Source organism: Desulfobotulus alkaliphilus, from assembly GCF_007830435.1.
Classification (GTDB): domain Bacteria; phylum Desulfobacterota; class Desulfobacteria; order Desulfobacterales; family ASO4-4; genus Desulfobotulus; species Desulfobotulus alkaliphilus.
The window spans coordinates 142,975-166,921 of the sequence record NZ_VLLC01000003.1; the positions used below are offsets into that span (position 1 = coordinate 142,975).

15 protein-coding genes are annotated in these 23,947 nt (G+C 52.3%); 9 read left to right on the forward strand and 6 right to left on the reverse strand.

Features of this window, described 5'->3' with window-relative positions; genetic code table 11:
• Positions 1-19: 19 nt before the first annotated feature.
• From LZ24_RS03415 to LZ24_RS03430, 4 genes are all read right to left on the reverse strand, one after another.
• The gene (locus tag LZ24_RS03415) at positions 20-1,396 is read right to left on the reverse strand and encodes a sigma-54-dependent transcriptional regulator (RefSeq protein WP_144682353.1); all 1,377 of its coding nucleotides are present in this window, start codon (positions 1,394-1,396) and stop codon (positions 20-22) included.
• A complete protein-coding gene (locus tag LZ24_RS03420) occupies positions 1,368-3,197 on the reverse strand; it encodes an ATP-binding protein (RefSeq protein ID WP_144682355.1) in 1,830 nt (609 codons plus the stop codon). The genes LZ24_RS03415 and LZ24_RS03420 overlap by 29 nt, the downstream gene beginning before the upstream one ends.
• A gap of 189 nt (positions 3,198-3,386) precedes the next feature.
• Positions 3,387-4,904 (reverse strand): methyl-accepting chemotaxis protein, encoded by a 1,518-nt coding sequence (locus tag LZ24_RS03425; protein WP_186442903.1) that lies wholly within the window; start codon positions 4,902-4,904, stop codon positions 3,387-3,389.
• A 410-nt stretch (positions 4,905-5,314) separates the two neighbouring features.
• Complete coding sequence (locus LZ24_RS03430) at positions 5,315-9,430, reverse strand: hypothetical protein (protein ID WP_144682359.1); 4,116 nt, start codon at positions 9,428-9,430, stop codon at positions 5,315-5,317.
• Between the two features lie 372 nt (positions 9,431-9,802).
• Between LZ24_RS03430 and LZ24_RS17100 the strand changes: the two genes are divergently transcribed.
• Positions 9,803-10,057: an ATPase, T2SS/T4P/T4SS family gene (locus tag LZ24_RS17100; protein WP_456236625.1), complete on the forward strand. Its 255-nt coding sequence runs from the start codon at positions 9,803-9,805 to the stop codon at positions 10,055-10,057.
• Positions 10,058-10,309: 252 nt separating this feature from the next.
• Here LZ24_RS17100 and LZ24_RS03435 read toward each other — a convergent pair whose 3' ends face one another.
• Positions 10,310-11,464, reverse strand: a complete 1,155-nt coding sequence (locus LZ24_RS03435; protein WP_246118503.1) for a PDDEXK nuclease domain-containing protein — start codon at positions 11,462-11,464, stop codon at positions 10,310-10,312.
• Between the two features lie 715 nt (positions 11,465-12,179).
• Here LZ24_RS03435 and LZ24_RS17105 point away from each other — a divergent pair.
• Both LZ24_RS17105 and LZ24_RS03445 read left to right on the forward strand, forming a co-directional pair.
• On the forward strand, positions 12,180-12,434 hold the full coding sequence (locus tag LZ24_RS17105; protein ID WP_456236626.1) for an ATPase, T2SS/T4P/T4SS family: 255 nt from the start codon (positions 12,180-12,182) through the stop codon (positions 12,432-12,434).
• 1 nt (position 12,435) lies between these two features.
• On the forward strand, positions 12,436-13,578 hold the full coding sequence (locus LZ24_RS03445) for an ATP-binding protein (protein WP_186442906.1): 1,143 nt from the start codon (positions 12,436-12,438) through the stop codon (positions 13,576-13,578).
• Positions 13,579-13,634: 56 nt separating this feature from the next.
• On the opposite strand, the gene LZ24_RS03450 is transcribed toward LZ24_RS03445, so the two are convergent.
• Positions 13,635-14,615 carry a TIGR00341 family protein gene (locus tag LZ24_RS03450; RefSeq protein WP_144682363.1) on the reverse strand — a complete coding sequence of 327 codons (981 nt, stop codon included), beginning with the start codon at positions 14,613-14,615 and terminating at the stop codon, positions 13,635-13,637.
• Between the two features lie 285 nt (positions 14,616-14,900).
• Between LZ24_RS03450 and LZ24_RS03455 the strand changes: the two genes are divergently transcribed.
• From LZ24_RS03455 to ccsA, 6 genes are all read left to right on the forward strand, one after another.
• Positions 14,901-16,868, forward strand: coding sequence for a CASTOR/POLLUX-related putative ion channel (locus LZ24_RS03455; RefSeq protein WP_144682365.1), 1,968 nt, complete (start codon positions 14,901-14,903; stop codon positions 16,866-16,868).
• Positions 16,869-16,940: 72 nt separating this feature from the next.
• A complete protein-coding gene (locus tag LZ24_RS17785; protein ID WP_246118504.1) occupies positions 16,941-19,415 on the forward strand; it encodes a mechanosensitive ion channel domain-containing protein in 2,475 nt (824 codons plus the stop codon).
• Positions 19,416-19,964: 549 nt separating this feature from the next.
• Complete coding sequence (locus LZ24_RS03465; RefSeq protein WP_144682367.1) at positions 19,965-21,005, forward strand: DHH family phosphoesterase; 1,041 nt, start codon at positions 19,965-19,967, stop codon at positions 21,003-21,005.
• Positions 21,002-21,760: an MBL fold metallo-hydrolase gene (locus LZ24_RS03470; protein ID WP_186442907.1), complete on the forward strand. Its 759-nt coding sequence runs from the start codon at positions 21,002-21,004 to the stop codon at positions 21,758-21,760. Before LZ24_RS03465 ends, LZ24_RS03470 begins: the two co-directional genes overlap by 4 nt.
• A 651-nt stretch (positions 21,761-22,411) precedes the next feature.
• Positions 22,412-23,131 carry a precorrin-2 dehydrogenase/sirohydrochlorin ferrochelatase family protein gene (locus tag LZ24_RS03475; RefSeq protein WP_144682371.1) on the forward strand — a complete coding sequence of 240 codons (720 nt, stop codon included), beginning with the start codon at positions 22,412-22,414 and terminating at the stop codon, positions 23,129-23,131.
• Positions 23,128-23,943: a cytochrome c biogenesis protein CcsA gene (gene ccsA, locus LZ24_RS03480; RefSeq protein ID WP_144682373.1), complete on the forward strand. Its 816-nt coding sequence runs from the start codon at positions 23,128-23,130 to the stop codon at positions 23,941-23,943. Before LZ24_RS03475 ends, ccsA begins: the two co-directional genes overlap by 4 nt.
• Positions 23,944-23,947 lie beyond the last annotated feature (4 nt).

A 23,947-nucleotide genomic window follows, 5' to 3' on the forward strand; every position in this document is an offset into this window, starting at 1 on the left:
GAAAGCCTGCCTCACCTTTTCAGTCCGTGGCCTGTCCGGAACTTTCTGGCATAAGTCCGTAACTTTTTAGTTTTTTATGCAGGGTCTTGCGGGTGATGCCCAGCTGCCGTGCGGTTTCGCTCTTGTTGCCGTCCAGGGCATGCAGGGTTTTGATGATGGTGGCCTTTTCCACTTCTTCCAGGGGAAGAATGGCCTCCGGCTCTGCCATGGCAGGCAGAGGCTTTTCATCGGAAAAATCCGGCAGCATGAGACCGGCTTCCAGATAGGCACCCGTAGAAAGAACAACGGCCCTCTCTATGCTGTTCATCAGCTCCCGGACATTGCCTGGCCAGCCATGGCGAAGCATGCGGTCCATGGCCTGGGGAGAGAATCCCTTGATGTCCTTTCTGTTTTTTTCGGAAAAATCCTTAAGAAAACGATCCGCCAGCAAGGGGATGTCCTCCCGTCTTTCCCGGAGGGCAGGCAGTTTAAGGGTCACCACATTGAGGCGGTAATAAAGGTCTTCCCTGAAGCTGCCCTCTTTCACCATCTCCTCTAAGGGGATGTTGGTTGCCGCCACCACCCGGACATCCAGCCGGATCACATCCTCTCCGCCTACCCGTGTCAACTCCCTTTCCTGAAGAACGCGTAAAAGCTTGGCCTGCATGCTCATGGGCATGGAGCTGATTTCATCCAGAAAAAGGGTGCCGCCGTGGGCCTGGACAAAGCGGCCTTCCTTTCTTTTGTCGGCACCGGTAAAGGAGCCCCGTTCGTGGCCGAAAAGTTCGGATTCCAGAAGGGTCTCCGTGATGGCCGCACAATTGATTTTAACAAAGGGCCCGTTTCTTCTGGGGCTGTTGTAATGGATGGCTCCGGCCACCAGTTCCTTTCCCGTACCGGATTCCCCCGTGACCAGCACCGTGGCTTCCGCAGGGGCTGCCTGGGTAAGGGTTTCCAGAAGCTGGCGCATGGCAGGACTTTTACCCACAATGTTTCTGCGGTCAAAAAGTTCCCCGGCCTGGGCTTTCAGCCGGTAATTCTCATCCTTCAGGCGCACATGTTCCATGGCCCGGATCAGGGTGATTTTGAGTTTTTCAAAATCCAAAGGCTTGGTGAGATAATCATAGGCCCCCTTTTTCAGGGCTTCCACAGCCGTATCCACGGAGGCATAGGCCGTCATGAGTACAATGGGAATGGCGGGGTTGACCTTCTGTATGGCATCCAGAGCTTCAATGCCGGACATGCGCACCATGCGGATATCCATGAGAATGAGGTCATAGGCCCGTTTTTCCACAGCCGCCAGGGCCGTATCCCCGTCATCGGCCGTATGGGGTTCATAGGCCCAGCTTTTTACCATGGTTTCAAGCATGGTTCTGTGGGCAAGGTCATCATCCACGATGAGGATGGCAGGACGCATCCTGAAGATCCTTTCCGGAAAAAATCAGCGTAAAGGTACTGCCCTGCCCGGGTATGGAAGAGACCACGATTTTTCCGCAGTGGGCTTCCATGATGTTATGGGCAATGGCAAGGCCAAGGCCTGTACCCGAAGACCGGGTAGTAAAATAGGGGTCAAAAATATGGGGCAGGGCATGTTCATCTATGCCTATGCCCGTATCCCGTATTTCTATGCATACTTTTCCATCCAGAAGATAATCTGTGATGGTCAGGGTGCCCCCGGTGTCTTTCATGGCATCCATGGCGTTGAGAAAGAGGTTCAAGAATACCTGCCGGATGCGGTCTTCGTCAAGGGACATGAGAAGATCTTCTGAAATCCGGTTTTCCATGGCCTGCCTTGCATCAGCGGCAAGGGAGCTGACCAGCTGCAGCGTGGCTTCGGCAAGGTCCCGGATACGGATACAGCGTTTTGAAAGGACAACGGGTTTTGAAAAGTCCAGCAATTGTCCCACCACCCGGTTCAGGCGGTCCACTTCCTGTATCATGATATCCGCAATCCCGCTTTCTTCCGGGCTGTTGCCCTGTCTCTGGCGGAAAAGGGTGGCAAAACCCTTGATGGAGCTTAAGGGATTGCGGATTTCATGGGCAACGCCTGCCGCCAGTTTGCCCACGGTGACCAGTCGCTGGTTTCGCAGTATTTCCTTTCTCAGGGCATCGATTTCCGAAAGATCCCGAAGTAAAAGCATAATGCCGCCGGGTTCTTCTTCCGTATCCGGAGAAATTCTCGAAAGGCCTGCTTCCAGATGCAGGGGTTTTTCCTTCAATGTGCAGGGAATTTCCCGGTAGAAACCTTCTCCGTCCAGAAGGGGGGAGCTGAGGTCAGCAGATGCGAGAAAATCAAAAAGGGGGGCAGGCAGTACTTTTTTTGCGGGCGTGCCCGGTCGGGGCGGATCAATGCAGAGCAGTTTTTCTGCGAAAGGGTTGAGGGTTTTCAGCATGAGTTTATCATCAAAGGCCATCAGACCCATGGGCATGTTTTCCACCAGATGGTTGGAAAAGGCCCTTACCCTGGACAAGGTGGTTCGGGTCAGCTGAAAACTCTGGAATAAAAGGATGAAAACAATGCCCGCAAAACCCACGAGCAGCATCATGCCGCTCATGAGCAGGGAGTGCCACATGTCCGAGCTTCTGGCCCTTTCCACATTGTGCATGTCCAGACCGATGAAAATCATAAGATTTTCCTGATTCAGACGGGAAAGGGAGGCCAGGGAGGGATCCATGCTGGCCAGCATGCGAAGGCGCTGCTGGATCAGGCTGTCTTCATCGGGACTGGGAAGAAAGGGGCGATAAACCTCAAAAACCGGGGGGTTGTCTCCGTTCTGAAGAATACGCCAGTAAAGAATATTTCTTGTGCTGTCCGGATGTTCAATCCCTTCGCTCCGGATCTGGGGAGAGGGAGGCAGGAGGGCCTGCTGAATTTTCATGCCCACCCTTTCGGGCTGGCTGTGGGCAATGATCGTACCGTTTTCCCGGATGACAAAAAGGTAACGGATGTCCGGCTGCCTTGCGGTTTCTTCCAGCAGATGCTGCAGTCGGAATCCCTGCCAGTGGGCTGTGGCCATGCCCGTGCGGGTGCCTGCTTCAAAGGCCCGTATCAGGGCGGCCCCCTTTTCCAGCAGCAGGCGGTAGGCACTTTCCTTCTGGCTTTGTATGGTATTGAAGGTGGCAAAGCCCACCAGGGGAAAGAGGACGAGGGAGGCTCCGGCAACCACCCAGGGAGGCAGGGAGGCCCAGAATCGTCCGGAAAGCATTTCCTTACTCATAAATATTTCAATCCCGTCGGTCTTTGGTTTGCGTTCAGCAGCCTTTCTGTTGGCAGCAAAAATCAGACCATGGTAAAATACAGGAAATACGGTGTTTTTATGGGTGTTTGGATACAAAATAACCACATCGTCCCCGGACCCAAGGACCTTTGTGGTTATTTTGTATCCATTATGGGCAGGGCATTCCCCTCAGGAAGCCACCAGTTTTTTAAGGGAAAGGGAGATCTCCGTCAGCTGGCCTGCTTTGGTATCCACATGCTGGCCGTTTTCGGCGAGTTTACGGCTGGTTTCACGGATATCCCGGATGTTTTCCGTAATGGCGGCGGCATTCCGGGCATTCTCACCGACCCTTGTGTTCACCTCTCCCACCCCTGCGGTGGCCTGACCGATGTGACCGGCAATTTCCTGCATGGTCACGGACTGCTCCTCAACGGCGGAGGCAATGGCAGAGACCCCCTCGTTGGCTTCATGGACCACGGTGGAAATTTCCCGGATATCGGTGATACTCACATGGGTGGCATTCTGAATTTGTTCAATCTGCCTGCGGATATCCAAAGTGGCATCGGCTGTCTGTCTGGCCAGATTTTTGATTTCATTGGCCACAACGGCAAAGCCCTTGCCCGCCTCACCGGCTCTGGCCGCCTCTATGGTGGCATTGAGGGCAAGGAGATTGGTCTGTTCGGAAATTTCCGTAATGACTTCAGTAATTTTTCCGATGGCTTCCGCACCCTGACCCAGTGCCCGGATTTTTTCCGTGGAAAGGGTGGCTTTTTTGACGGCTTCTTCCGTGACCTGACTGGCCCCCTGGGTATTTCTGGCAATTTCCTGAATGGTGCTGGTCATTTCTTCCACGGCAGAGGCAATGGAGTTGAGGTTGGCCGTGGCCTGATCCATGGCTGCGGCAACACTCTGGATATTCTCCCCCATGGCTTCCGTGGCAGAGGTAACATTTTCCGCCTTGGCAGAAAGGGCTTCGGTATCCTCTGCGGTTTCACCGGAGATATCCTTTAGTTCCATGGCGGCATGGCCCAGATTTTCGGCTTTTTCCTTCATGGATTCAAAGATTTTTTCCAGTTGTTTTCCCTGTTCTGCAATCTGTGTCTTGTCTTTGATGCCCGTCCAGTACCAGTTGTGGTTGGATCGGGTCACCATGAGGAGCATGGCGGAAAAAAAGAAGATGAAAACGGCAAAGGCAAGGGATACGGCATCCCCGTGGATCAGGCCCCACAGGATGCTGGGGGCAATGACCAGCACAACAAAAATAAGGGCCGAAGACAGTCTGGGGGACATGGATGAGGTGGCTCCGGAAGCCAGTCCGCAGAGGGAAAGCACCGCAAGGAGGGAGACCCATTCAATGCCGTAGTGCTGGAGGGAAATGAATCCCAGGAGACCCCACAGAAAGCCAACACTGTAATTGCCGAAAAGAAAAAGGCTGTGCCACAAAACCGGTGCGCTGTCATAGGAGTCCGCTGTTTTTCTGGATACAATGAAGCGAAGGGGGGTTATCAGTACAACCCCTGCGGTGAGCATCCAGAAAAAAGCAGGCAGATCCTGATTGATGGGGGTAAGAAAGTAGAAGAGAAGCAGGCCCATGGGATAGGCGGCAATGGAGGATCTGGATCTGGCAGCCAGTTCCAGATCCGCTTCCCGCCGGTGCGCTTCCTTAAAAGATCTGCTGATTTTTTCCGTACTTGCTGTATCTGTCATTTTTTTTGCCTCCTGATATGTCATTCATTGTTTGAATGCAGCCTTATGGCAAATTCATCATATCAGGGCAAGGGTTTTATTGAACGGTTGGTTTACGGGCAGGGGCAAGGCCTGTCCTGGAGCCGGTGGCTGAGGCTTTCGAAGCCCAGGACGGGGCCGCACACAGACGCCAGATCTGCTCCTGTGATTTTTTTTGTACTTGTTCAGCATTATTTTCGAGCTACCATATCTGCCAGGCAGATGCACAGGCACCCAAGCTATTTGCCAGTGACGCAAACGATTGCAACGTCACTTTCAAATAGCCAGGGTGCCTTGCAACACTTTGAATCTGCTGTAATTACAGCATTGGGATTTCAGAATAAACGATGCTGAACAGTCACGTTCTTTTGTAGTCTCACAGGCCTATCCTTTTAATCCCTGTCTATATCCAGACGCAGCCCCGTATCTGCGGGGGGCTTTGCCTTTTTCTGCCATAAAGATCCCGTCATCAGGGCCTGCCATGCCCATGGCGCCCATGAAAGAACCCGTCCCGCCAGCCAGAGCGCCCAGGCAAACATCAGCAGACGCCAGAAAAAGAGGGGCATGGTGAACACACCTGCTGAGGGCAGAAGGCCCTCACTGCGGTCTGCGGTCCAGCGCAGCAGCCCTGTGTGGGAGCCGTTGCCTGCTATCTGCATGTCCGGGATACCCAGCAGACCGTTGCGGACCCCTTCCAGAAGCAGCAGGGCCATGGTGACAAGTAAAAGCCCCAGACCACACTGCCAGAGGTTGTGCAGCACTCCCATGGGGGCGTTTTGTCTGCTGCGCCAGTCAAAGATGAAAAATCCAGCGCCCACAATCAGCACGGCAAAGGGGGAAAGGGAGACCAGTCCCAGACCCAGAAGCAGCCAGTCCCTTGTTCTGAGGGGGGATTTATCCGGCCTGAAGCTGAGAAGGGCCGTTGCCGTCAGCACCAGAAAAATCCAGCCCCAGATGCGGACGCCCGGTCCCAGAAGGGGACCATAGGTCCAGAGCAGCCACTGATTTTTATCCAGATGGATTTCCTGGGTAATATTGGCCGTGGGCATGGCCATGTCCATCTTTGGCATGGAAAGGATGCGGGGCCGCAGCAGGGGTTTTTTCTGCTCTTCCATTTCCCATACGAACTGAACCCTGTGGGTTCCCGGTGTCAGGGGAAGCAGGAGGTCTTCATTTTCTCCGGGAAGGGGCTGCAGTTCTCCGTTGATGCGGATTTCTTTGATTGTGGCCCCTTCCGGATTCTTTATGGGATGGAGAAAGGCCTTGCCGGAACGGATCGCTGCTTCCATGGTCAGCCGTCTGCGCTCCCTGCCGTCTTCAAGTTTCAGCAACACATTTTCTGCCGTGCGTGTGGGGCCGGGGGCAGGCTCCATGGCAGTGAGGGAAAGGGTCAGGCTTTCACCGGGAAGGGGTGTCCATACAAGGCCCCGGCCTGAGGGTCGGGGTGCCGCCGGGGTGCCGGACCATGAAAGGTGACGGTCCGTATCTCCGTGAATCTCCCACTGCTCTGAAAAAAGAAGGGTTTCTGCAGCAAAAAGCCGGATGCTGTCTTCTTCGGGAAGGCGGCTTTCCCAGGCAATGCGCTGCCTGTGGCCGGGGATGGGAATTTCCACATGCCCGTCCCTTACGGGAAAACCATCGCTGATGACGGTTTCATCGGGAATCAGGGGAATGCGCAGACTGCCGGACACAAGGCCCGGATAGGGTCGGCTGACCTCGGTTCTGACCTGCCAGTAGCGGTCCCGGCTGATGATCCTTTTTACCTGCACAAAGGCTTTCAGTTCCGGAGATGCGTCTTTGGGAATGTCTTCGGCCCTGCTGTGTGCAGGCGTGAAGGTGAGGCTGTCCCGTACCCTTCCTGCGGCATCCAGCCCCTCCGTGTTCCAGCCCGGCGCTTTAAGCACGAGGCTGTCCGGCGGCAGGGGAAAATTCAGGCGGAAGCGGTTTTCCGGCAGGCTTCCCTGAATGCGGAGGGTATGGATGCCTGCGTCCACGGGGATATGGTTTTTTCCCCGCCAGAGCAGAAGGGATTTTTTTTCTCCGTTGAGAAGGGTTTCAAAGGAAGGAAGGCTTTCATCGGTGGCCGGTATGGGAAAGGCCAGTTTTTTACCCGCATGGATTTCCATTTCAAGGGCAAAGCCGGGGTTTTCTGCCTCGGGATGGTCCAGCACAAGGCTTGCGGGGCCGCTTCTGGCGCAGTGGGGATCACAGAGGTGTTCCGTCTGCATTCTTTTTTTTAAGTCTTCCAGCATCCATTCCGGAGGAAATTCTGCCCTGACTCCCGTGGCGGGGAGGAAAAGGAGAAGAATAAGGAAGGCACCTGCGGTTTTGCCCAGAGGGGAAAGCCTGTAGGGAAAGCCCGCAGCCAGACGCCCCAGAACCAGCAGAACAAAGCCGACCCGGAGCAGGGCCGCAAGGGAGGCCGCAAGGGGCGGTATCAGATAAAAGACAAGGCTGTGGGAAGATCCGGTAAGGCCCGTATGCACCGGGATGCTCCGCCACTGCCAGTCAGGAACGCCGGGGCCTGTCTGGGTGACGGCCGGGGCTTTGGCGGGGGCTTCCATGGCATGGAAGGGTTGGGCATCCTGTCTGCTCAATACCTGTCTTCTGGCCTCACCGGCTTCCATGGCTTCCATGGCCACGCTGGGAAGGGCATCGGCGACCATGGCTTTTTCCTGCATCATGGTTTCGCTTCGCAGGGTCCTGAGGGCGGCTTTGTCGCCTGCCCTGTGGGAAGGGGCCCTGTCCAGCCTTTCAAGCTGGGGATAGATGGCCGTTCGGATCTGATCCGCAGCATAGGGGAGGGCCACAAGGCCTGCGGTAAGGAGCAGAAAAACATGGATTCCCGACAGAATGACAAGGCCTGCAGCCGGTATGTTTTCACGCGTACTGGCATATTTTCCAAGGGCTGCCGTGGCCGCAAGACCGAACCAGAAGAAAAGGGGCAGGGGGAAGCTGTGGTGGAAAAGGGCGATGGCAAGGCCGAAACCAAGGCCCCATCCTGTGCCCCAGATGCGCAGGGCCACGCCGGAAAGCATGACCAGAAAAAAGACATCCAGCAGGGTCCAGCGGGAAGTGAAGCTGTCGTCCATGGCGGTTTTTCCTCCCTGCATACCCGCCAGATGCCAGCCCGGAGGCAGATGCAGGGTGATATCCGTCTGCTCATGGCGGTGCTGCCATCCCCCAGGAAGGGGGGTGCCGGAGAGTTTGCCGTCCATGCGGCTGAGTACCGTAAGGGAAAGGGGGCCCGGTGGCAGCTCTATACCCTGCAGGCTGTCCTTGACGGTGATCATGCGATCCTGTTCATTGAGGGCCATGCGGCCGGGCAGGAGGGGGCCCTTTGTATCCATACCCATATAACGGCGGGTGTTGAGGGTACCCGTAAGCTGATCCCGGACCGTGGCTCCTTTGCCGTCAAAGTCCAGCCAGATATCCCTTTTCATCCGGAGCCTGTCTTCCGGGGGCTGCTGCAGCGTTTCCCGGATGACCAGTCCGGGGCTGGCATCGGGGGCCATGCGATAGGCGGCATGGCGTTTCCAGGCATCGGGCAGGGGGGTCTGTCTGGGATCTACGGACTGTCCGCCCGTAAACTCTGCGGCCCTCAGTTCAGGAGCAGGAATAAAAACCCAGAGTTCATCTTCCCTGCGACCTTCCAGACGGAATTCTGTATCTGATCCGGAGAGCAGATGCACAAGGCGGATGGTGAAATTGCCGGGCCGCAGATCCATCACAAGGCCCTCTTCCAGCCCCGGTTTCAGGGGCAGGGGACTTTCCACAAATACAAGGGAGGCCTTTTCCGGCATGGGAACGGCCAGTCTTTCCTGACGGGGGCTTCCCGAAACAGCCAGTTGTATCCGGGTTTCCAGCTCCAGGGGATGGCCGTCCTGAAGTTTTCTGAAAATACGCATCTCCGTATGACCCTGTGCCCTCCCTTCTCCGGTGGCAGGCCGGGCTTTCAGCCAGAGCCTGCCACCCGTATCCCTTTGCAGCCCATGGATGGCTTTCTGATTTTTTTCTACCCGGATCAGGGAAATTTCAGGGGGAATGCTAAGGGTATCGGGAAGGGCTGACCATGCAAACTCACCTTTTATAATATGACTTCCCGGCTTAAGGTAGATAACGGGTCTGTTTTTTTCCAGAAGCACCGGTTCTTCCCTGCCATTGACCCGCACCCTGCGGGGCATGCGCGCTGCATCTCCGGGAAGGGGGACGGCACTTTCAAACAATACATCCCAGCCAATGGTAAAATGGCCGCCCTTTTCTTCCAGTTCAAGGCTAAGGGGACCGGGCCAGATACAGAGGCTTTCCGCCGTATTATCCGCTGTCTGGGGGCAGATGTTTTTTCTGTCCTGCTCCTGCACCCATGGCACCCAGGGTTTCAGGGGCTCAGGGATGTTTTCCGGGCTGCGGGCCTGCACACCGGATAAGGGAAAAAAGACAAGCATGGAAAGGGCAAGGCAGAAAAGGAAGATGGGGAAAGGGCCTTTTTGGGACGGGCAGGTGTGCATGGTTTTCTCCTTTTGGGGAATCCGTGGTATGCTGTAATCCTTCAGAATCCGGAAGAGGGAATCCTCCTAAGCAAATTTGAGAATTTGAGTTATAAGGTGGAAATTTAAAAAAGAATCTACAGGGCCGAAAAACCATTCACAGGGGCAGACCTTCAAGCCTGCCTGTATTAAAATATCCAATCGTACCCCCATATCCTCTGTCCTGCCATATAAAAATGCAGGTCCTGCCCTGTAGCCCATGCATCCAAAGGCATTTTTGTCACAGACCCCAGGGTATAGGAGAAGTCCGTTCCCGCTGAAAAAAACCTTCTGCCCTGAAAGGGAAGAACTGGCAGAAGCTTCCACCGGGACGAGACTCTGGATCTTTAGGAAATATTCTTTTACCTTGGCAGGGGAAGTGCAAAATGCAGACATAGGGGCTACGGCGGCAGGCTTGCCATCCATGAAGTGTTTGTGATGACGGAAGCTGTGCGTGCCCTCATTGCAAAGGGGGCGTCCATCCTTGAAATCAATGAAATGGCAAGGCAGGCGGGTTTTCAGTCCATGCGGTACGATGGCATGAAAAAGGTACTGGCCGGTCTCACAAGCCTTGACGAACTGGAACGGGTCACCATGGGAGATGTGTAGCATGAAAACGGATTTTGCCCCGCCTGAAAGGGCCTCTGAGAAAAGGGGACTGCTTTTTCAGCATAAAGATCTTTGAAATTACAGACAAATATGGATAGGCACAAATTTTTTTAATCACAGAATACACGGAAATAGTATTGAAAAAGGATGCGTTAGCAAGATACTCTCCGGCTCTTGCCCTATGTTGCTTTCTTTTTGAACTACCTGGAATTTATGGTCCGTTTGCTGTTATACATTCAGCCATCCTCATTCTTACCCCTCCCTGTCCAGTTCTTTCTCAATTTCCTCAATGGAAGGGAGGCTTGGCTTAAGATCTTCCGGTAAAGACTCCGTTATCTGCTGTTCCCACCCGGCAACGCCTATGGGTTTTGTATTGCCCGCAAGGGCGTATTTGACAACGGTATGATTTTTATCTTTGACAAGCAGCAGGCCAATGGTCGGTTTATCGTCCGGATGCCGAAGCATGTCATCGACGATATTCATATACATGGTGAGTTGGCTGACATGGCCCGGACAGAACTTTCCGGCCTTCAGCTCCACCACCACAAAACATCGGAGCTTTAGATGATAAAAAAGCAGATCAATATAAAAATCATCTCCGCCGACTTCCATGGGAACCTGCCGCCCGACAAAGGCAAAACCCTGCCCAAGCTCCAGAAGAAATTTTTCCAGATGCTCGATAAGCTTATTTTCCAGCTCCGCTTCTTTTCGGATTGCAGCCGTACCAAGAAAATCAAAGAGATATGGATCTTTGAAAATCTGCTTGGCCATATCGGAATCATCCGGTGGTAAGGTGGCTTCAAAATTATTGGCACTCTGCCCGATTCTTTGATGCAGCTTTGTTTCTATCTGAAAAGACAAAACATCACGGCTCCAGCCATTCTTCTGATTTTGTTCAACATACCAAATGCGTAATTTCATATCTTTCACTTTGTACAAAAGAAGCTGGTTGTTACGCCATGGTATTTGTGCAGCGCTGCGCTGCACTATTTCTCTATCGGGCCAACATTCAGCAAACTTACGCATATCTTTAAGATTTCTTACGGAAAAACCATTCATCTCCGGAAATGCCTCCCGTAAATCAACAGAAAGGCGATCAATGATTCTTGCTCCCCAGCCTGACTGCTCCTGCTTTTCCAGAATATCACGACCAATATCCCAGTACATGAGAATCTGGGCAACATTGGCAGACAAAACCGCTTTCAGCCGTTCCGTTTTTACCCGGTGCTTAACCTGCTTTAAAAAATTCGCATAATCACCGGGTAACTCCATCGGGGCAGCAGGAACCGGCAAAATCACTTCTGTATTCTTACCCTTATCCCGCCTTTTTCTCTCACTGTCTTCATTGTGTTCCGTTGCTTTACCCAGTTTAGGCCCGCTGGTATCCATGTGAGGTTTTTTCTTCATTTTACAGGCTCCTTACATCAAGGATAAGGATATATAGGTATCGGGAAAGGCACGAAAGTTGATTATTCATGGTTGTCTCCTCTCCTCTGTTTTGGACTGCCGAGGAATCCTCATGGCTTGCTTCCCATTCGGCATGAGCTTCTTCCGCAGAAATCCGAGACAGTGTCTCGGAAATTGGCAGAGACTAAAGATTGAACAGGTATCGCCTGTTGAATCTCAATATAACCGCCGTAAAACTTCCGCATTAATTCCAAATTATCGACGGAAAATCCTTTGCCCAGCTTGTGAGTCAACCTCTCTGATAAATTTTGAGCAAATTTTTCCCATATGCCGCTCGATCAGAGCCGCTCTGCTGATATTCCAAAATATATCGGCCAAACAGCCAGTTCCGCAGCCACATTTCCCAACGATTTGTTATCAAGAATTCCCGGAGACGGTTTCATTTTTTGTTCTTCCCTTCACTGGCAACCGCATCATGCACGGAAGCCATAATAAATGACCTTCTTTCTTTGCAGTTTTTTAAGAATACCCCCATATCCTCTGTCCTGCCATATAAAAATGCAGGTCCTGCCCTGTAGCCCATGCATCCAAAGGCATTTTTGTCACAGGCCCCAGGGTATAGGAAAAGGCCGTTCCCGCTGAAAAAAACCTTCTGCCCTGAAAGGGAAGAACTGGCAGGAACTTCCACCGGAACGAGACTCAGGATCTTTCGGAAATATTCTTTTACCTTGGCAGGGGATGTGCAAAATGCAGACATAGGGGCCAGGGCGGCAGGCTTGCCATCCATGGGGGTTTTGTGATGACAGAACCTGTACTTGCCCTCATTGCAAAGGGGGCGTCCATCCTTGAAATCAATGAAATGGCAAGGCAGGCGGGTTTTCAGCCCATGCGGTACGATGGCATGAAAAAGGTGCTGGCCGGTCTCACAAGCCTTGACGAACTGGAACGGGTCACCATGGGAGATGTGTAGCATGAAAACGGATTTTGCCCCGCCTGAAAGGGCTTCCGAGGAAAGGGTAAGGCAACAGACCCTTAGCCTGTTCGAGCATCCTTATATTGAAAAGCTGTATGACGGTATTTCAGAAGGACTTTTGATTCTGAACCCGGAACGGCAGATCGTCTATGCCAACGGGAGTTTTCTTAAGGCCTTGGGAGTGGATTTCAAAGCGATAAAAGGACTGCGCTCCGGTGAGGCCCTGCGCTGTATCCATGCCTTCAAAACCGAAGGAGGCTGCGGCACCACGGAGTTCTGCCGGGAGTGCGGAGGGGCTCAGGCCATTCTTTCTTCCCAGAAGGGTTCGCCCGATCTCAAGGAATGCCGGATTCTCCAGAAGGACTCCGGAGATGCCCTGGATCTTCAGGTAAAAACCTCGCAGCTGCAGGTGGACGGGGTGGAGTATACGGTCTTTGCCGTAAAGGACATAAGCTCAGACAAACGCAGGCGGATTCTGGAAAAAATATTTTTCCATGACATCATGAACACGGCCGTGGGGGTACGGGGGCTTTCCGAGCTGCTTTCCATATCATCTCCGGAAACTCTGGATGAGTTCAGAAACATGATCTACAGCGGTGCGGCCAAGCTTGTGGATGAAATCCGCTCCCAGCGGGATCTTGCCAATGCGGAAAACAATGAGCTTCAGGTACAGCCTGTAAAAATCCATTCCCTTGATTTTCTGAAAGAGGTTTTCAGCCTCTACCAAAACCATGAGGTTGGAAAGGATAAAATACTGCATCTGGATACGGATTCAGAGGATCTGCCTTTGGAAAGTGACAGGGCCCTTCTTTTCCGGGTTCTGGGTAACATGACCAAAAATGCCCTTGAAGCCTCACAACCCGGTGATACCGTCACCCTCGGCTGCCGGAGGGAAGGGGACAGAATCCGTTTTTTTGTTCACAATCCCGCCTTCATGCCAAGGAAGATCCAGCTTCAGGTTTTCCAGCGTTCCTTTTCCACCAAGGGCGCAGGCAGGGGCCTTGGTACTTACAGCATCAAGCTTCTTACGGAACGTTATCTGAAAGGTGAGGTTTTTTTCACCTCATCGGAAAAAGAAGGAACCTGTTTCTACGGGGTTTATCCCCTTTCAGAAAATGCAGAAACAACAAAAAAGGCATAGCCCTTTGTCTGGCTGATGGTCATGGGAACTCATAGGCCTTAACGGGATCAGCAGCTTCAGGATCTCCAAAGGATCAGCCCCACAAGGCAGATGATGATAATCATCCACACAAGCAGTCCGATCTGCCCTGCGGTTTTTGCGGAGTCCTTTCTCCATGAATGCATGGGAGAGACCCCCTGAGCAATGAGGGTCAGGATGGCTGAGAGATTAACTCCGCTGATATTGACAAAACAAAGGAGAAAGGCAGCGCCTGCCAGCTCCCATGCCCCTGTCCCGAGAAACATGCCACATACCACAAGGGGCGGCATCAGGGCTACGGCAACCATAACACCCGTCAGTGCCGCAGGTGCGCCTGCTGTAAAGGCAAGGGTTCCTGCACACCCTGAAGCAAGGGAAAGCAGAATATCACCAAGCCCCACTTCCGTACGTGCGGCAATGGCGGGAATATCCTTGTCCACCCCCAGAAAAAAACCGATGGATGCGGCAAGGATCAGGGTCAGCCCGAGACCCAGAGCATTGGCGCTAAGGGCGGTTTTTGCAAGATTGCGGCTGCCCAGCACAAAGGAAAGGGCCAGACCGATATTGGGTGTCAGCAGAGGGGCGATAACCATAGCACCGATGACTATGGCCGTATCTCCCCTGCGCAGGCCGATGGCTGCCACAATGGCGGAAAGAATAACGGTAAGAATAAAAAGTCTTGAAATTTCTGTTCCGGAGGCAATATCTGAATAAAGTTCTTCCCGGCTGATTCTTCCAATGGCCTTTTTTTTATGTTCTTCACTTTCTTCATAGTAGGGGAGGGTCGCTTCCACGGGAAGAAAAACGGCCCTGAATCCGGTCTGGTTACCAAAGTGCTTGCGAAGAAGGTCTGAAACCGACTCCGTATGGTTCTGGGGAAGCAGAAGACGTACGAGAAATCCCCCACCTTCAAGGGGTTCTTCCCAGCGGTCAATGATTTGTTGCTCTTCCCTGAAAACGGCATCCAGAAATTCCCGGGTGGTATCCGGAATCTTTGCCTGAAGCAGACGCAGTGCCATAGGGCTCTCCTTGAAAAGGTACGTTCCTGTAAAAATTATGACGGAAATATCTCAATGTTTATGATTTTTTTTAAGCTGTTTTTCTGGCAATGAAAAGAATAAAGCAGTTCTCTTTTAAAAATATCTGTTTGCCTGTTTTTCTGATGCTGTCGTTCCGGCGGAACCGGGGAGGGGAGGCCAGAAAAGGATCTGTTGATTTTGCAGGTCGGATACGGGTATCCTTTTTGGTATTTTGAAATCATGTGGGTTTATTCCTTTACCGTCACCCTAAAAGGAGATGCATAGGTGAAATCATTCAATCCCTTTCAGGGGCTGCGCTATTTTCTGGAAAGACTTTTTGTCCGGGGAACCTTTTACCAGTTTCTGGTGATGGCTTTTGTGATTGGCATGGTCTCCCTTGTCGGAGGCCTTCTGGTTTACGGATCAGGAGATCCGGATGCAGGCCTGCCCGGAGAAATCTGGTGGGCCTTTCTCAGGTTGTCCGATCCCGGCTATCTGGGAGACGATGAAGGCCTCTGGCGCAGAAGCGTTTCCACGGTGCTGACGGTGGGTGGCTATGTGCTTTTTCTTGGTGCGCTGGTTGCCATTCTGACCCAGTGGCTGGGTCGGCACATGCGATCCCTGGAAAAGGGCCTGACACCGGTCCGGCTGCGCCATCATATTGTGATTCTCGGATGGACGGACCGCACCCTGCCCCTTCTTCGGGAGCTGTGGCTGGCAGAGGGCCGGGTAAAACGCTTTCTTTCACGCATGGGCGGACCGGGACGCCTGCGTATCGTTGTGCTGGCAGAGGATCTTCAGCCGGAACTTGCCGAAGAACTGCGCACAGACCCGGTTTGCAGAAAAAATCTCAATTCCATTATTCTGCGTTCCGGCTCGGCTTTGAACAATGAACACCTGAACCGCGCCGCCTGTCTGCATGCCGCAGCCCTTCTTGTGCCTGCCCGAACCTATGAATATACGGGTGGCGTGTCTTCGGATGTGGAAGTCATTAAAATCCTGCTGGCACTGAACAGTCAGGCCAGCGAAGCCGGGCTTCACCTGCCCTATGCCGTGACGGAAATTCAGGATACCAAAAAGGTGCTGATTGCCCGCCGTGCCTTTCATGGCCCCCTGGAGGTGATTGACGGCAACAGCTTTGTCAGCCGGATGATGGTACAGAATCTGCGAAACCCCGGCTTATCCATGGTATGCCTTGAACTCTTCAACCATGGTATTGGTCAGAATTTCTATATCCACCGGGATTCTCTGTTTGAGGGAAAGGAGGTGGGCCAGATCCGCATGGGCTTCAGCCGGGCAACTTTCTGTGGCTTTGTGCGGAAATGCGAGGGCGTTTTTACACCCTTTCTGAACCCTCCGGCCACCATGATCCTTCAGGGGGAGGATGCCCTTGTGCTTCTGGCCCCGGACTATGGGAGCGCAAGACGTTTTATTCCTTCAGAAGAGCAAAATGATCCTGAAACAGCTTCGGATGATAAAAAACATCTTCAACATCAATCCAAACGCCAATCTGTTCTTGTGGTGGGCTGGAGCCACAGGATTCCGGAGCTTCTGCGGGCCTTTTCTGCTTGCGGAGATACCCCGTATGAAATCTGCATTTTTTCTTCAAGGCCCGTGGAAGAGCGTCTTCAGCTCCTCAAAGAAGCCGGATTTTCTGACCATGAAAATTCCTGCACCCATCTTCACGCCGAAGTGACCAGTGAAGAGGCATGGCGAAGCCTGAATCTCAGCCGCTATGACAGCATCCTCATGATCAGCAGTGACAGGCTGAGCTCCGGCGAAGAAGCCGATGCCCGGACCATGGCGGGGTATCTGCAACTGGAAGCCCTGCTGGAAAACACGGATCACTGCCCCCATATTCTGCTGGAACTCTCTGACCCCAATAACAGACGTCTGCTGGGCTCCCGCAGGGGGGAGATGATGATCAGCCCCCTGCTTCTCAGCCATCTCTTGGTACACGTTGCCCTTCGCAGGGAAATCCTTGCCGTTTTCCATGGGCTCTTTCGTGCAACAGGCCCGGAAATCACCTTCCGAAGGCCTGAAGAACATGGTCTTTCCACAGGATCTTTTTCCTTTGATACTCTCCGCAGACAGGTCTGGAAGCAGGGCGAAACCCTTTTGGGGATACTTTCGGACAAAGAAGGGGAAGGCTCTTCCGGAAGCCTGATTTTAAATCCCGATCATAGGGCTGTTTTTCATCTGGAATCCTGGGACCGGCTGGTGGTCATCGGAACCCATGGACGCCATGGATAAATTAAGGGCCAGAAATCAGAGGCTGGTTCAAAGGCTGTCACCGGATAAATTCATCAGAATACAAGGCTATATATGCACTTGAAAATACTTCTTTCTTTCCTGATTCTTCTGTTGTCCCCCCTGTTTTATGCCCATGGAGAAGACGCCTCCCTTGAAGAGCTCAGGCTTTCCCTGAAGGCTTCCCTCCATAAGGAAACAGCGCTTTTTCAAGATTTGCAGGCTGAGTATGCCCTTGAGCAGAAAAATCAGGCGGCCTTTCTTTCAGAAATACGAGCGTACAGAATCCTTGGCGCATCCCAGCGCAACCTTTTGCTTTCTCCCCAGACCCGGCTTTCCGATCTTGAAAGGGCCAGAGCGGATCAGCAAAGAATACTCAATGCACTGGATACCCAGCTTCAGTCCTTGCAGCGCGAGAAAGAGCGCCTTGCAAATCTGAGCCTTCAGATAAAAAACCGCCGGAGTATTTTTCTGGAACAAAGGGATGCCCTTGATGTGGAGGCTCCTTTAAACCCGATGGCTCATGGGGCTGCGGAGAATATCCGGGCGATACTTGATCTGCTGGAAAAAAAATCTGAAATGATCCGTGAAATGGATGAAATGAATGCCAAAAGGGAGCAGGATATCACTGAGGTCCGTCAGGATATGCTTGCCCTTGCCCAGATTTTTCAGCAGACCTTAAGGGAACGCAGGGCCGCAGAGCTTTTCCAGAGACAGGATGGTTTCCGCAGCCTCCTTGATCCGTCAACGCCTCTGGCCCTTCTTGTCCAGATCCGGGACCATGCCCTGCGCCTGCTGCAGCCATCCTTCTGGCTTGCGGAAACAGCCCCTCTGCTGGAGGTTCCCCCCCCTGTTTTCTTTCGTTTTTTTCTGGCAGGCCTCCTGCTTTTTCCCCTTACCCTGAAAGCCAGATCCTTTTTAAGGGGCTGGGAAAAGGCATATCCCCCCGGCTGGCGCTGTGTTCTCCTTGAAACCCTTCACAATGCCCTGCCCTATTTTATTGTGGCTGTCCTTCTGGAAGTCCTTACAAGCAGTCAGCCTGCTCTTGGCGAAGCAGCCTTTTTCAGGACGCTCGCAATGCTGCTATGGTTTCTGGCCGTTTACAGGATGATTATGGCCTTTATCGGCGCATGCCGTAAGGAGGGCTGCCCCGGCCCTTCCGGGGAGGTGCTCCTTTTTCTTCTGAGAATTACCCGCATCTCCGGTTTTTTTGTTCCGCTTCTTCTGGTTTCCATATGGATTTTTCCCGCAGACAGCCCCGTTCTTTTCATTGAAAGGCTTGTCATGGAAATCTCTGTTCTGGTTCTTGTATACAGGTTCTGGTCCCGCAGCGATTACGGAAAGGACAGAACATCCCTGACCAGAACTGGCCTCCATGTCATCAGCAAAATCATTGCCACAGGCGCACCTGCTCTGGAATTTTTTGGGTACGGGAATCTGGCACTCTTATGGTTCTGGGGCTGGTTTGTCACCTTTACGACCACAGGTGCTTTTCTGATATTCTGTGCTGCTGTCCGGGAATGGACACCACCGGATGCGCCATTGTCCCCGGAAAATGAGGATAAGGAAATAATACGTTCCCGCTCCCTCAGACGTCTTGGCATACAGAGTCTTCCCTTTGCAGCAGCTCCCTTTGGTATCATGTTCATTGCCAGAGGCTGGGGTGTGGAAGACAGCCTTCTGTTTTATCTTTCGGCCATTCTGAAGTATCCCCTTGTTTTTGGGAGTATGGAGTTCAGCCTTCTGCGTCTGATACAGGCCTTTTCAGTCCTGCTGCTCACCTACCTTGTGACCCGTCTTTCCCGGAGTTTCATAGAAAACCGCATTCTGAAGGCAAGCGGTATGGATCAGGGACTCAAGGCTTCCATTCTCACCCTGGAAGGTTATGTTATATGGGGTATCGGTATCCTTTCCGCCCTCAATGTCTTTGGTCTCAACACCACGGCCCTGACCGTGGCCTTTGGTGCCCTGGGCGTGGGGCTGGGCTTTGGTCTTCAGGCCATTTTCAACAACTTTGTGAGCGGCATTATTCTGCTTTTTGAAAGGCCCATACAGGTAGGAGATGTCATAGAAATTGACGGCATATGGGCCAAAGTCACCCGGATCAATGTGCGTTCCACCGTTGTCCAGACCTTTGACAATGCCTCCCTCATCATCCCCAATGCAGACTTCATCAGTGCACGGCTCACCAACTGGAGTTTTAATGACCTGCGTATTAGAAAGAATATCGATGTGGGTGTTTCCTATGGCTCCGATGTGAAAAAGGTGGAAAAAATCCTCCTTGAGATTGCAGGCAACACAAAGCATGTGCTGGTACATCCGCAGCCGGATGTACATTTTCTGGATTTTGGTGACTCCGCACTGATTTTCAGGCTGCGCTTCTGGAGCACCATTGATAATTTCAGGGCCGTTGAAACACAGATCCGTTTTAAAATCACCGATGATTTCAGAAAAGAAGGCATAGAAATTCCCTTTCCCCAGCGGGATCTTCATATACGTTCGGACTTCCGTGATTTAAAAAATCCGTCCGAAAAAATCACAGAGATTTAAATGCTCCAGATTCATGCCCCCAACAGGGGCTTTCTCCACAAAAAAAATGTAGTTGTTCAAAACAGTTTATTTTAAAATTCCAATGCTGCAATTGCAGCAGCTTCGTACTGTTGCAAGGCACTTTGGCTATTTGCAAGTGACATTGCAATCGTTTCGGATCAGAGCTTTGCAGCCCTGTGCGAAAGAAGCGGCAAACTGTCTGAGCCGCCACAAAGGCAGCGTACCAAGGCCTGCTATGGTAATCAAAAAGCTTATCCTGCCTGTGGCGGGGAGGTTTTGCCGCTTCCCCACAGGGCAAGAAGCTCCCGAATAAGATTGCGTCACAGGCAAATAGCCTGTGTGCCTGTGCATCTATCTGGAAGGTATGGTAGTTAAAAAATTGTGCTGAACCGTTACAAGGAAATAAAAATGCTGCCCTGTGGTTGTGCTGCGGGCTTTGTCCCTATAAGCTCAGGTTGCCTGTAAATGTTTTTGTCTTTTTTTATGGTGGAAAAAGGCAGGGAACACAGGGCTTTACGCCCTGTAACAAGAAAGAGAAGGAGAAAATACATGACCCTTTCCAGTTCCGAAAGACTGCGCCGTTTTTATGCCTGTTTTTCCGGAGAGGATCAGGTGCTTGTTCTCATCAATGCCGATCCCGATGCCATGGCCAGTGCCATGGCAGTGAAACGCCTGCTCTGGCGTAAAGTGGCAGGGGTCACCATCAGCCATGTCAATGATATCCAGAGACCGGACAACCAGTCCATGATCCGTCTCTTGGGCATTAAAATGATCCATTTCAGGGATTTACCGAACTGGCGTTATAACCGCATTGTTCTCGTGGATTCCCAGCCCGATCACCATGACTGCTTTGGCATGTTCCGGCCCGATGTGCTCATCGACCACCATCCGGAATCCTGTGTGGTGGGACGTTTCTGCGATGTCCGCCCTAAATACGGTGCCACCGCCAGCATGATGACGGAATACTTAAGGGCTGCCCGCATTGTTCCCTCGTCAAAACTGGCCACTGCCCTTTATTATGGCATTAAAACGGATACGGCCGATTTTGCCCGTAAAACCGTCATTGAGGATGTAAAGGCCTTTCAGTATCTTTTCCGTTACATCAATGTGCAGCTTGAAAGAAGAATAGAGAGCGCGGAAATTCCCCTTGAAACGCTGGATGTGCTTGAAAAGGCACTGAAATGCAGAATCATCAGGGGCAACAGGCTGTATGCCCATCTTGGCGATGTGGTGAGCCCTGATGTCTGTGTGCAGATGGCGGATTTTTTCATGCGTGTGGATGTGGTGAGCTGGACCATTATTTCCGGTATCTATGAAAAAAAACTTATTATTATTTTCCGCAACGACGGTATCCGTAAATCTGCGGGTATCGTGGCCGCCGCAAGTTTCGGTAAGCTGGGATCCGCCGGAGGACACAAAGGGGCGGCCAGAGCAGAAATTCCCCTTGAGGCCCTGGAAAAAATGGTGGATGTGAAAAAATCAAAGCAGATTTCCCGATGGATTCTTGATCATGTGGAAATGCGGACAGAAAAAAAATGCCGTCCTTCTGCCGTGGCAGAAAAGGATGCATCAGACGGGGGCGTCCAATGAAAATCACCATGCTGGGTACCGGAACCTGTGTGCCCCGTCTGGAAAGGGCCTGCACGGCCCTTCTTGTGGAAGCGGAAGGTGTGAATATTCTCATTGACTGCGGCCCCGGCACCATGCACAGGCTGCTTGGGGCAGGAAAAGACCCATCAGATATGGATCTTCTTTTTCTCAGCCATTTTCATCCCGACCATACGGGCGAGCTGGTCTCCCTGCTTTTTTCAGGGAAATATGCGGGCAGGTTCGGACGGAAAAAACCCCTGACCCTTGCAGCAGGAAAAGGGCTTTCGGATTTTTATGAAGGCCTTTGCGGCATCTATGGAGAATGGGTGGACGCAAACGGCCTTCTCTCCATAAAGGAACTCTCACTGCCCGGAGACAGTCTCTGGGATTTCAACGGGGTAAGGCTTTCCTTTGCTCCGGCATGTCACAGGCCGGAAAGCCTTGCCATTGGCGTGGAAAGCTGTGGCAGGAGGATGGTTTTTACCGGAGATACGGATGTCTGCCCGGATCTGGTTTCCTTTGCAAAGGGAGCGGATCTTTTTATCTGTGAGGCAGCCATGCCGGATGGTATGAAGGTTCCCGGTCATCTGACGCCTTCGCTGGCCGCTGCCATGGCAGAAGAGGCCGGAGCCAGCCATCTGGTTCTTACCCATTTTTATCCGGAATGTGATGGGGTGGACATGGCCGCTGCCGCCGGAAAGATCTTTCATGGCCCCCTTACTCTGGCAGAAGATTTGATGGTGATGGATCTGTAATTCCAACGCTGTAATTGCAGAAGCTTCGTACCCTTGCAAGGCTCCGTGGCTATTTGCAATGTCACTCACAAACAGCCCGATTGTCTTTTGCTGGAACCAGTGCTTTGAAATTAATGCATAATCGTGCATAAAAAAATGTACTGAATAATTACAAAATAATATCTGATTACTACCCTGATTCAGCCACAGCTTGCAGGTCAGGCCATGGTGCGAGCGGATATTTTAATGCGGGCAGGCGCAAGGCCTGCCCCTACGAATGTTTTTACGGCCCCTGTTTTGTAGGGGCACCCTTTACGGGTGCCCGGCGACAAGCGTAAAGCATGGGTATTTAATTTCAAAGACTTAAGGTTACTATGGCTGAAAGATAGTGGTAATCAGAAAATAATAAGCTTTTTCAAGCTTGAGTGCCGGATTGGATCACGGGCAAATAGCTTGGGGCCTGTGCATCTGTCTTGCAGGTATGGTACTTGGAAAACTGTGCTGAACAGCAGCTCACGCCCTGCTAGGGCGTCTTGTCATAGAGTAACTTGTGCAGGATTCAAACTAATTTCGATCAGTGATGGATAATTGGCCATTTTTTAAGCTTTTGAATTAAAAGAACTAAATTCAAGTTACTCAGAAGTTACATTTTAATTTTCTGGAGAGCGTTTTTTGTCCTATCCTGTTTTTCTTAACATAAAAGATCTGTCCTGCCTTGTGGTGGGAGGAGGACGCGTGGGCCTGCGCAAGGCCCGTGGCCTTGCGGATGCAGGTGCCAGGGTCAGGGTGGTGGAGCCGAAGCCTTCGGAAACTCTTCTGGAGATGGAAAAAAAGGGGCTGGTGCAGATAAAAGAAGCGGAGTTTGCTCCCGAAGACCTTGGGGGAATGCGCCTTGTCTTTGCCGCAACCCAGAAGGCTGAAGTCAATGCACTGGTGGCTCAGGAGGCCGGAAAGCGTGGCATCTGGTGCAATATCGCCGATGCCCCTTTGGCTTCGGATTTTTTTCTGCCCGCTCTGGTCAGGCGGGGAGATCTCATGCTGGCCATTTCAACGGGGGGGAAAAGCCCGGCACTGGCCCGGAAACTGAGAATGGATCTTGAAAAAATCTTTGATGCCGCCTACCTTCCCTTTCTGGAGCTGATGGGCAGGCTGCGGGAGATGCTGCTGGCCCAAGGCCATGATCCGGACGGACACAGGGATCTTTTCCGCAACCTTGTGGAAGGCCCCCTGCTGGAGTATATCCGGGAAGAAGATGTGGAAGCCGTGGCCCGGCTGCTGGAACCCATTGCCGGAGCAGATGCCATGGCCCTTGCCGTATCCGTGACGAAAGAACATCCTGCCGGAAAAATCCCTGAGATACCGGGAGACTTTTCTGAGAAAGGGGATTCATGAGTATTCCTGTTCTTCTTTACACATTGAGTACCCTTGGGTATCTGATTTTCATGCTGTTGAGAAGGGAAGGCTGGCAGCGGTGGGGATTTGTGCTCTTATGTGCGGGTTTTATCTCCCATGCCGGGGTTCTTGGCTGGAAATGGTCCCAGAAAGGCTTTCTGCCCATCTATGATCTTTCCGGCAATCTTTTCTTCTGCGCCTTTGTTTTTGCAGGGGTATTTATTGCCTTGCGGCATCGTTACCATGTGAAGATACTTGGTATTTTTGTTGCCAGCGTAACCATGGGCCTGAGCCTTGCCGCCTGGCTTCTGCCGTCGGCCTATGTGATGCCGGAAGAGGCCTATATCAGCCCATGGGTGATTATCCATGTGGCGGCCAGTTTTGCCGGTAATGCGGCCTTTACCCTGGCCTTTGCCGTGGGGGTGCTGTACCTGCTTCTGGAACGGCGGATCAAGGAAAAACGTAAAGATATTTTTTTCAGGCGTCTGCCATCCCTTGAGCTGCTGGATAAAACGGGCCATGCCTGCATTGTTGCGGGCTTTTCCTTCATCACTCTGGGGCTTGCAACGGGGGTGCTGTATGCCCGCAGCGTATGGGGGCACTTCTGGAGCTGGGATCCCAAAGAAGTCTGGTCCCTTGTGGTCTGGCTGGTTTATGCGGCCCTGCTCCATGGTCGCCTGTCTTCGGAATGGCGGGGCCGCAAAGCCGCAAAAATGGCCATATTCGGTTTTCTTCTGGTGCTTTTCACCTTTCTCGGAGTAAATTTTCTTTTTACGGGACACCATGAAGGTTTTACCCGCATCGGGTCTTAAGGCC